Raw genomic sequence first — 11,069 nt, forward strand, 5'->3', positions numbered from 1 at the left:
AGACCGCGTAGCCGACGCAGCGCCAGTCTCAACCGAATGGTCATCGCTTTGTGCCATGACAGGCGGCAATGGTGGTATCTGCGCTTGCGCCCAAGCCTGCGGAGTGATCAGGAACACAGCCAAAACTAGAAGCTTACGCGTATCTGCCATGCGCCGGGGGGCACTGCTTGCGGGCGTGATGGGCTCTCTCGACAAGATTGCAATCCACTGGCTAGAGGCCGTGCACATGTCCGCACGTCGCCAACATAGGGAACGACCGTGACCGATACCACCGTCAAGACCGTCGCTTCCCCGGACCCTTCGCATGTGCTCGACCGGGTGCTGGTGCTCGAAATGGTGCGCGTTACCGAGGCCGCGGCGATCGGCGCCTCACGCCTGATCGGTCGCGGCGATGAAAAGGCCGCCGATGCAGCGGCAGTCGAAGCGATGCGAGCGGCGTTCAACGAGCTGGAAATCGACGGCACCATAGTGATCGGCGAAGGCGAACGCGACGAAGCGCCGATGCTGTTCATCGGTGAAAAGGTCGGTGCGGCGCCGGGGACGGGCCCGAAAATCGACATCGCGCTCGATCCGCTGGAAGGCACCACGATCACTGCCAAGGCCGGTCCCAACGCGCTGGCGGTGCTGGCGGTGGCCGAAGAGGGCGGCCTGCTCAACGCGCCCGATGTCTATATGGAAAAGCTGGCGATCGGGCCGGGTTATCCCGAGGGCCTGATCGACCTGAACAAGAGCCCCGCCGACAATGTGCGCGCGGTGGCGGCGGCCAAGGGCGTTGCGCCCGGCGACATCATCGTCTGCGTGCTCGACCGACCACGCCATACCGACCTGATCGCTGCGCTGCGGGCGCTGGGCTGCGGCATCGCGCTGATCCCCGATGGAGACGTGGCCGGTGTGATCGCCGTGACCAACGAGGACACCGGCATCGACATCTACATGGGATCGGGTGGCGCGCCGGAAGGCGTGCTGGCGGCGGCCGCGCTGCGCTGCGTCGGCGGACAGTTCAAGGGCCGCCTGCTGTTCCGCAACGAGAGCGAGCGCGCCCGTGCGCGCAAGTGGGGCATCACCGACCTCAACAAGCAATACGATCTGTCGGAACTGGCCAAGGGCGACTGCATCTTCGCCGCCACCGGCGTCACCGACGGATCGTTGCTGGCAGGCGTCAAGCACCGCAAGGACGGCATCCTGACCACCGAAAGCATCGTCATGCGCGCCAGTTCGGGAACCGTGCGCAGGGTAAAGGGCGAACACCGCCGCCCGTGATCGCACCAGCCCGAACGTAACGAGTCTTGCGTTCGGCAGACGTGCCGTTCACCCTCTCGTCCGAAAACGGAGAGGGAGCAGGACAATGAGCAACGACACCGCATTCATCGCGGCGCTGGAGCGTGCCGATGTGCCGGGCGCGGTCGCGCTGATCACCAACGCAGGCGAAACCACCTATCACCGTGCCATCGGCCTTGCCGATGCGCCGGGCGGCGTGGCGATGCAGCCGGACACGCTGTTCCAAATCGCCTCGATGACCAAGGCGATCGTTTCGACAGCGGCGCTGCAACTGGTCGAGCGCGGTGTGCTTGCCCTCGATGCGCCGCTGGGCGACCTGCTGCCCGAACTTGCCGCACCGCAAGTGCTTGAAGGCTTTGGCGAAGATGGTACCCCGCAACTGCGCCCGGCGCGCACCGCCATCACGTTGCGCCATCTGTTGCTGCACACCTCGGGCTGCGGCTATGTATTCAAGGATGCGGCGCTGCTGCGCTATGTCATGGCCACCGGCATGGCCGCCCCCGGCAGCCGCGCCAGCCTGAACTTGCCGCTGCTGGCCGATCCGGGCGAGCGATGGGAATATGGCGTCAGCACCGACTGGGTCGGACTGGCCATCGAGGCTGCTACCGGCAAGACGCTGGGCGACTATCTGGCAACTGAACTGACCGGGCCGCTGGGCATGGCTGCCACCGCCTTTCGCGGAGCCGACACCATGCCGGCCGACGCCGCCAAAGTGCATCGCCGCGACGGTTCGGGTGGCTTTGCGACGCTTCCGCTGGTTCTGGGCGAGGGCGAATACCACAGCGGCGGCGGCGGATTGACGTCGACTGCAAGCGATTATGCACGGTTCCTGCGGATGGTGTTGAACGGCGGCGAACTGGACGGGGTGCGCGTGCTCTCGCCCGAAACCGCGGACCTTTTGTACCATGACGCCCTTGCGCCGGGCCTTTCGGCGGGCATCATGGGCTCGGCCATGCCCGACCTTGCCGGCCACTACGATCCGCTGCCCGGTCAGCGTGGTGGCTGGACGCTGGGCGGCTTCCTGCACAATGCCGAACCGGTTCCGAACGGCGGGCGTTCGGCGGGCAGCCTGCACTGGGCAGGCATTTTCAACTGTTACTACTGGATCGATCCTGCTCGGCGTCAGGGCGGGCTACTGCTGACGCAACTGGCACCCTTTGGCGACACGGGCGTTCTGGAAGCCTTTGCCGAGTTGCAACGGCTCGCCGCGGCCTGAACCTCAGCCCGAGGCAAGCGCGACGTGCGGCCCCGGCCGCGCGACCTCGTTCACCGAGCTGCGCCGCAGCGTGTCAGGCCGGGCAGCATAGCCCGGTCGGCGCTCGGCATCGCGGGTACGGAAGCCCTTGACCAGCGAGGTCAGGCCATCCGCCTCGTCAAGCAGGCTGCGCGTGGCGGCAGAGGACTGTTCGACCATGGCGGCATTCTGCTGGGTCATCCGGTCCATCTCGGCAACCGCGCGGTTGATCTGTTGCAGGCTGGCCGCCTGGTGCGCGGCTGCCTCGGCCACTTCGCTGATCGCGACATTGATCCCGCTGATCCGCTCGACGATGGCGTTCAGCCGCTCGCCGGTGCGGCCCACCAGAGCAACGCCCGTGCCCACCTGCTGACTGCTGGTGGTGATCAGCGCGGTAATATCGTGCGCGGCGGCGGTGGTGCGCTGGGCCAGCGCGCGCACTTCGCTGGCGACGACGGCAAAGCCCTTGCCCGCCTCGCCCGCGCGCGCAGCCTCGACCCCGGCATTGAGCGCGAGCAGATTGGTCTGGAACGCGATGCCATCGATCACCGCGATGATCTGGCCGATCTCTGACGCCGATTGCTCGATCGCGGCCATCGCCGCCACCGCTTCGCTCACCACAGCGCCGCCGTTGCTCGCTTCCTCATGGGCGTGGGTCATGGCCTGCTGCATGTTGGCTGCGCCGTTTGCCGTCGCTTCGATCGAGCGGGTCACCGCGCTCATCGCGCCAGCGGTTTCGGCCAGACTTCCCGCCTGACGCTCATTGCGTTCGGCAAGATCGGCGGAGGCCGAACGGATCTCGTCGATGCTCGCCCTGACGCTGAGGGCACCGACCCTGACGCTGCGCAGCGCCTCGGCCAAGGCGTCGGTCGCTGCGTTGTAGTCACGGCGCAACCCTTCATAGGCCTCGGGAAAGACCTCGTGGATGCGGTATTCGAGATCCTTGCGAGCAAGGTGGGCGAGCCCGTCTGACAGGGTCAAGACCACGCGGTCCTGATCCTTGGCCTCTTGAATCCGCGCGAGCCCGGCCTGCCGAAACACATCCATTGCCCGCGCCATCATGCCGATTTCATCGTCGCGCTCCATGCCTTCGGGCGGCTGCGCATAGTCGCCTGCTGCCATCACCCGCATCGCCTCGGCCGACTGGCTGAGCGGTTGCAGCACTTTGCCATCGATCAGCCGCGCGGCCTGCCGGATCAGCAGGATGAAGCCGACCGCGAGCGCACCAAGCAGCGCGAGCGCCAGCCCGATGGTGCGCGTGTCCGAAGCGCTGTCTTGCGCCCGCTGTGTGCCAGAAAGGTCGACCAGCTTTTGGACTTGGGCGCGTTGGGCCGCATAGGCCGGGGTCAGCTGACCATCGAACACGGCGTTCATGGCCTCGCGATCTCCGGCTGCCACCGCCGGAAGGAAACGGGTGTCGATCACGTTCCAGAAGTTTTGCGCCATCGCGATCGTGGCGTCGGTGTCGGGACGCATGGTTCCGGGCAAGTCCGCACCCTGCCAATAGGCCAGACGGGCCGCGAACTGCTTGCGCTGCTCTTTCAATGCGGCGATGTGCGGCGCGGCATGGGCCGGATCATCGAGGATGAGCGCTGCCTGCAGATAGGCTTCGACGACGAAGCACGGTGGCGGCAGGATGTCGGCGACCAGTTCGTCCTGCAGCGCGACGCGACGGGTGATCGGCCCCCCATGGCGGACCGCATAGACGACCATCGAGGCGATCCCGACGGCTACCAGCAGCACAGCGATCAGAACGCGCGCGCCAGACTTCGCCTTTTGGCTGATCATTCAACACCCTTTCGTCCCCGTTCCGCCATGGCACGGTGGTTCCGGCAAGATCGGACGTCTATCGGACACATGGTAAAAACCCGAGGTTTGCGCAGGCAGGGGGAACTGCGTAATCGCGCGGCGCGACCTCGCTTGCGGGGCAAACCGGACGACTGCCGACTTGCCCCGGCGGCGATCGCGCGGCATCCATGGATCATCCGGTTCATCAGGAGAATGCCCGTGCCCCGATACCCCGCTGCCCTTCGCACCACCGCGCTGGGGCTCGCTCTGCTGACCATCGCGACAGGCTGTCCGGCGATGGCGGCGGCTCCGGCTGCCAGCGGGGTGGAAAGCACTGCTGCCGCGACCCGTTTCGAAGGGCGCGACATCTTTGCCGTGCAGGTCGTCAGCGACCCGCAGATCAACCCCGATGGCCGTACGGTCGCCTATGTCCGACGCCAGGGCGATATCATGTCAGACCGGCAGAAGGGCGCGATCTGGCTGGTCGATGTGGCATCGGGCACCGAGCGTCCGCTGGTAACCGATGCCAGCCAGCCGCGCTGGTCGCCTGACGGCAAGCGGCTCGCTTATGTCGCGGCCGACGCCAAGGGCAATGCGCAACTGTTCGTGCGCTATATCGCCGAGGGCACCAGCCTGCGGCTCACCGCCCTGCCCGACGGACCGCAAGCGCTGGCCTGGTCGCCCGACGGCACGCGAATCGCCTATGTCATGCGCGTGCCCGGCGAGGCAGCACGACTGGGCAAAGCCCCGGACAAGCCCGAAGGGGCTGACTGGGCCAAGCCGCTCGAAGTGATCGACCGGATCGACTATCGCAGCGACGACGATGGCTATGTCCAGCCGGGCTACACCCACTTGTTCGTGGTGTCGGCCGAAGGCGGCCCGCCGCGCCAGATCACCGGCGGGGATTTCCCCGATGATGGCCCGCTCGGCTGGACGCCCGATGGCAAGTCCATCGTGTTCAGTGCGGTGCGCAAGCCGGATTGGCAGCGACAGGTGTTCGACAGCGAACTCTACGCGGTCGATGTCGACAGCGGTCGGATCGGCGCGCTGACCAGCCGCGTCGGCCCCGATCACGATGCGACCGTATCGCCCGATGGCCGCCAGATCGCCTATCTGGGCTATGACGACCGGCGCCGAAGCTATCAGAACACGCAAGTCCATGTCGCCAACCGCGACGGCAGCGGCGCGCACAGCATCAGCGCAGGGCTCGATATCGGCTTCAGCGCCGTGGTGTGGAGCGCGGACGGCCGCTCGCTGGTGGTGCAATATGACCTGAAGGGGGTCAACCGCATCGGCCGCCTGTCGCTCGACGGGCAGTTGACCGAACTGGCCGGGGGCCTGACAGGCACGGCGTTCGACCGACCCTACAGCGGTGGCGGGTTCTCGTTGGCCCGCAACGGCACGCTGGCGTTCACGGCGGGCAATCCGTTGCAACCGGCCGAACTGGCGATCGCGAGCAATGGCAAGATCCGCCAGATCACCCACCACAACGCCGAATTCCTGGCGCACAAGGCGCTGGGGCAGGTGAAACCGCTGGCGGTCAAGGCGCCCGACGGCAAGTCCATCGACGCCTGGCTCGTCACCCCGCCCGGCTATGTCCCGGGCCAGCGGGTGCCGTTGATTCTCGAGATCCACGGGGGACCGCACACCGCCTATGGTCCGCACTTCTCGTCCGATTTCCAACTTTATGCCGCTGCCGGGTACGCCGTGCTCTATGCCAACCCGCGCGGGTCGACGTCGTACGGCGAGGCGTTTGCCGAAGAGATTCAAGACAAGTATCCGGGCGATGACTATGGCGACCTGATGGCCGCAGTCGATGCTGCCATCGCCAGCGGCGTGGCCGATCCCGACAACCTGTTTGTCACCGGCGGATCGGGCGGCGGGCTGCTGACCGCATGGATCGTCGGCAAGACGGATCGGTTCAAGGCGGCCGCCACACAAAAGCCCGTGATCAACTGGATCAGCGAAGCGCTGACGATGGACAACACCCAATTCACCTCGCGCTATTGGTTTGCGAAGCTGCCGTGGGAAGACCCGATGATGTATTGGAAGCGTTCGCCGCTGAGCCTTGTCGGCAACGTCAAGACGCCCACGCTGGTGGTCGTCGGCAGCAACGATTACCGCACCCCGGTCAGCGAATCAGAACAGTACTATGCCGCCTTGCAGATCCGGGGCGTGCCGACCGCGCTGGTCAAGATCCCCGACGCCAGCCATGGCGGCATCGCTGCGCGGCCATCGCAAGCAGCCGCAAAAGCCAGCGCGATCCTGACCTGGTTCGACCGCTATCGCACCGCGAAGCCCGACGCCAGATAACCCCGGCGCGAAACGCACCGCCCAACGAAACAGGCCCCAAACGAAAAGCCCCGCCGGATCGCTCCGGCGGGGCTTTTGCTGTTTGGTCAGGTCAACCCTGGGTCAATCCCGCAGGATCAATCCTCGTCGCCCTTGATCAGGTAATCACCGGCATCGGCGTCGGTGCCGTGGGTTTCGCCCTCGACCGCCGCCAGCGGATCGTTGCCGATCGCCGCTTCCGGACCTTGCGCCAGTTCAGCGGCATGCTCTTCGGCCGCGCTGTGCGGAGCGACGAGCACTTCCTGCAGGCGACGGTTGGCCGCACGCAGGGCCGCATCGCGGCTGTTGGCGGTCACGCGCAGGCGATTCATGCTCGCGCCGGTACCGGCGGGGATGAGACGGCCAACGATGACGTTTTCCTTCAGACCGATGAGCGAGTCCTTCTTGCCTTCCACGGCCGCCTGCGTGAGCACGCGGGTGGTTTCCTGGAACGACGCGGCAGAGATGAACGAACGCGTCTGCAGCGAAGCCTTGGTGATGCCCAAAAGCACCGGCTTGCCTTCCGCCGGGCGCTGACCCGGCTGAAGCTTGGCGTTATATTCGTTCATTTCTTCCAGATCGACCTGCTCGGCCGCCAGCAACGTGGTGTCGCCGCCATCGGTGATCTCAACCTTCTGCAGCATCTGGCGAACGATCACCTCGATGTGCTTGTCGTTGATCTTCACGCCCTGCAAGCGATACACTTCCTGGATTTCCGCCACGAGGTATTCGGCCAAGGCCTCAACCCCCATGACTTCCAGGATATCGTGCGGATCGGGTGAGCCTGAGATCAGGTTGTCGCCCTTCTTGACATAGTCGCCTTCCTGCACGTCGATCACGCGGCTCTTGGGCACCAGATACTCGACCGGTTCACCCTCTTCCGGGATGATCGCGATCTTGCGCTTGGCCTTGTAATCGCGGACGAATTCGATCCGGCCGGCGATCTTGGCGATGATCGAGTTGTCCTTGGGCTTGCGCGCCTCGAACAGTTCGGCAACGCGCGGCAGACCACCGGTGATGTCGCGGGTCTTGGCGGCTTCGCGGCTGGCACGGGCCAGAATGTCGCCCGCGTTGACCGTCTGACCGTCCTCTACCGACAGCGTCGTGTTCGGCGCCATCATGTAGCGTGCCGCTTCACCCGAGTTTTCATCGAGCAAGGTCAGGCGCGGACGCAGATCGTCCTTCTTGCCACGGCTGTTGCCGCGGTTCTCGGTGACGACGCGCTGCGCGATACCGGTCGCTTCGTCGACCAGTTCGGTCAGCGTGCGGCCGTCGATCAGGTCCTGATAGCGCACGACGCCCGGCTTTTCGGTGATCACCGGCGTGGTGAACGGATCCCATTCGGCCAGGCGTTCGCCCTGCTTGATGGTGGCACCGTTCTCATGCAGCAGGTGCGTACCGTAAGGCACGCGGTGCATGGCGCGTTCGCGGCCGTCGGTGTCCATCACCACGATCTCGCCGTTGCGGGCAAGGCTGAGGCGACGGTTGCGGCTGTCGGTGATCGTCGGGATGTCGCGATAGATCACCGTACCGTCGCACAGCGATTCAAGGTTCGACTGCTCGTTGACCTGCGCCGCACCACCGATGTGGAAGGTACGCATCGTCAGCTGCGTACCCGGCTCACCGATCGACTGTGCCGCGATCACGCCGACCGCTTCACCGATGTTGACCGGGGTACCGCGAGCAAGGTCACGACCATAGCAGGTGCCGCAAACGCCCTGCGGCGCTTCGCAGATCAGCGGCGAACGGATGCGCGCCGACTGAACGCCAGCCGCCTCGATCCGCGCCACGGCGGCTTCGTCGAGCAGCGTGCCCTTGGTCACCAGCACCTGACCGGTCTTGGCCTCGATCATGTCCTCGGCCAGCGTGCGGCCCAGGATACGCTCGCCCAGCGAAGCGATGGTCGAACCGCCCTGCACGATCGCGCGCATTTCCAGCGCCCGTTCTGTACCGCAATCGATCATCGTGACCACACAGTCCTGCGACACGTCGACCAGACGGCGGGTCAGGTAACCCGAGTTTGCCGTCTTGAGCGCGGTGTCGGCCAGACCCTTGCGGGCGCCGTGGGTCGAGTTGAAGTATTCAAGAACGGTCAGACCTTCCTTGAAGTTCGAGATGATCGGCGTCTCGATGATTTCGCCCGAAGGCTTGGCCATCAGCCCGCGCATACCCGCCAACTGCTTCATCTGGGTTGGTGAACCACGCGCGCCCGAGTGCGACATCATGTAGATGGCGTTGATCGGCTTTTGACGGCCGGTTTCGGGATCGATCGGCGAAGCCTTGAGCTCCTCCATCATCGCGTTGGCGACCTGATCGCCGCAGCGCGACCAGGCGTCGATCACCTTGTTGTACTTTTCCTGCTGGGTGATCAGGCCGTCCTGATACTGCTGTTCGTAGTCGGCGACGAGTTCCTTGGTCTCACCGACCAGCGCATCCTTGCTGTCGGGGATGATCATGTCGTCCTTGCCGAACGAAATGCCCGCCTTGAACGCGTTGCGGAAGCCCAGACTCATGATCGCGTCGGCGAACAGAACCGTGTCCTTCTGCCCGGTGTGGCGATAGACCTGATCGATGACGTCAGCGATTTCCTTCTTGGTGAGAAGGCGGTTGACGACCTCGAACGGCACCTTGTGGCTCTTGGGCAGGCATTCGCCGATCAGCATGCGGCCCGGCGTCGTCTCGAACCGGCGCATGTACTGCTTGCCGGCCTCGTCGGTCTGCGGAACGCGCGCGATGATCTTCGAGTGCATGGTCACGGCACCGGCATGCAGCGCCTGATGCACTTCGGCCATGTCGGACATCAGCATGCCCTCGCCCGGCTCGCCGATGCGGTCCATCGACAGGTAGTACAGGCCCAGCACCATGTCCTGCGAGGGCACGATGATCGGCTTGCCGTTGGCGGGCGACAGGATGTTGTTGGTCGACATCATCAGCACGCGCGCTTCAAGCTGGGCTTCCAGCGAAAGCGGCACGTGGACGGCCATCTGGTCACCGTCGAAGTCGGCGTTGAAGGCCGAGCAGACCAGCGGGTGAAGCTGGATCGCCTTGCCCTCGATCAGCACGGGTTCGAACGCCTGAATGCCCAGACGGTGAAGCGTCGGCGCGCGGTTGAGCATGACCGGGTGTTCGCGGATCACCTCGTCGAGGATGTCCCAGACTTCCTTGCGTTCCTTCTCGACCCACTTCTTGGCCTGCTTAAGCGTCATCGACAGGCCCTTGGCGTCGAGCCGGGCGTAGATGAACGGCTTGAACAGTTCGAGCGCCATCTTCTTGGGCAAGCCACACTGGTGCAGCTTGAGTTCGGGACCGGTCACGATCACCGAACGGCCCGAATAGTCGACGCGCTTGCCCAGCAGGTTCTGGCGGAAGCGGCCCTGCTTGCCCTTGAGCATGTCGGACAGCGACTTGAGCGGACGCTTGTTGGCGCCGGTGATGACGCGGCCACGGCGACCGTTGTCGAACAACGCGTCAACCGCTTCTTGCAGCATGCGCTTTTCGTTGCGGACGATGATGTCCGGCGCGCGCAGTTCGATCAGCCGCTTCAGACGGTTGTTGCGGTTGATGACGCGGCGATACAGGTCGTTGAGGTCCGAAGTCGCGAAGCGGCCACCGTCGAGCGGCACCAGCGGGCGCAGTTCGGGCGGAATGACCGGCACCACGTCGAGGATCATCCACTCCGGACGGTTGCCCGAATCGATGAACGATTCGACGACCTTGAGGCGCTTGATGATCTTCTTGGGCTTGAGTTCCGACTTGGTGGTGGCGAGTTCCTGCAGCAGGTCTTCGCGCTCCTGAACCATGTCGAGGTCCATCAGCATGTGCTTGACCGCCTCGGCGCCGATCCCGGCGCTGAACGCGTCCTCGCCGTATTCGTCCTGCGCGTCGAGCAGTTCGTCCTCGGTCAGCAGCTGGTAACGTTCGAGCGGGGTGATGCCCGGCTCGATCACCACATAGCTTTCGAAGTACAGAATGCGCTCAAGCTGCTTGAGCTGCATGTCGAGCAGCAGGCCGATGCGCGAGGGCAGCGACTTGAGGAACCAGATGTGCGCAACCGGCGCGGCCAGTTCGATGTGGCCCATGCGTTCGCGGCGGACCTTGGTCACAGTCACCTCGACGCCGCACTTTTCGCAGACGACGCCCTTGTACTTCATGCGCTTGTACTTGCCGCACAAGCATTCGTAGTCCTTCACGGGACCGAAAATGCGCGCGCAGAACAGGCCGTCACGCTCGGGCTTGAACGTGCGGTAGTTGATGGTTTCGGGCTTCTTGATCTCGCCGAAGGACCACGAGCGGATCCGGTCCGGGCTCGCCAGACCGATCTGGATCTGGTCGAACGCTTCGGTCTTGGCGATCTGGTTGGTGAATTTGGTCAGGTCGTTCATCTGTTGCCGTTCCCTTGCCTCATATCGAGGCGCTGGACGTGAATTTCGGGGCCGTA

Annotated in this window: 5 protein-coding genes; 3 read left to right on the forward strand and 2 right to left on the reverse strand. The window is 64.8% G+C overall.

What is annotated here, in order from left to right:
* The first annotated feature begins 258 nt into the window (after positions 1-258).
* Both glpX and LDN95_RS03115 read left to right on the forward strand, forming a co-directional pair.
* A complete protein-coding gene (gene glpX / locus LDN95_RS03110; protein ID WP_370631637.1) occupies positions 259-1,260 on the forward strand; it encodes a class II fructose-bisphosphatase in 1,002 nt (333 codons plus the stop codon).
* 85 nt (positions 1,261-1,345) lie between these two features.
* Positions 1,346-2,494, forward strand: a complete 1,149-nt coding sequence (locus LDN95_RS03115) for a serine hydrolase (protein ID WP_226016160.1) — start codon at positions 1,346-1,348, stop codon at positions 2,492-2,494.
* Between the two features lie 3 nt (positions 2,495-2,497).
* Here the strand turns inward: LDN95_RS03115 and LDN95_RS03120 are convergent, their stop codons facing one another.
* Positions 2,498-4,300, reverse strand: a complete 1,803-nt coding sequence (locus LDN95_RS03120; RefSeq protein ID WP_226016161.1) for a methyl-accepting chemotaxis protein — start codon at positions 4,298-4,300, stop codon at positions 2,498-2,500.
* A gap of 213 nt (positions 4,301-4,513) precedes the next feature.
* Between LDN95_RS03120 and LDN95_RS03125 the strand changes: the two genes are divergently transcribed.
* On the forward strand, positions 4,514-6,613 hold the full coding sequence (locus LDN95_RS03125; protein WP_370631638.1) for a prolyl oligopeptidase family serine peptidase: 2,100 nt from the start codon (positions 4,514-4,516) through the stop codon (positions 6,611-6,613).
* Between the two features lie 116 nt (positions 6,614-6,729).
* On the opposite strand, the gene rpoC is transcribed toward LDN95_RS03125, so the two are convergent.
* Positions 6,730-11,013, reverse strand: coding sequence for a DNA-directed RNA polymerase subunit beta' (gene rpoC, locus LDN95_RS03130; protein ID WP_226016162.1), 4,284 nt, complete (start codon positions 11,011-11,013; stop codon positions 6,730-6,732).
* Positions 11,014-11,069 lie beyond the last annotated feature (56 nt).

The organism is Novosphingobium sp. FKTRR1, from assembly GCF_020404405.1.
GTDB lineage: Bacteria > Pseudomonadota > Alphaproteobacteria > Sphingomonadales > Sphingomonadaceae > Novosphingobium.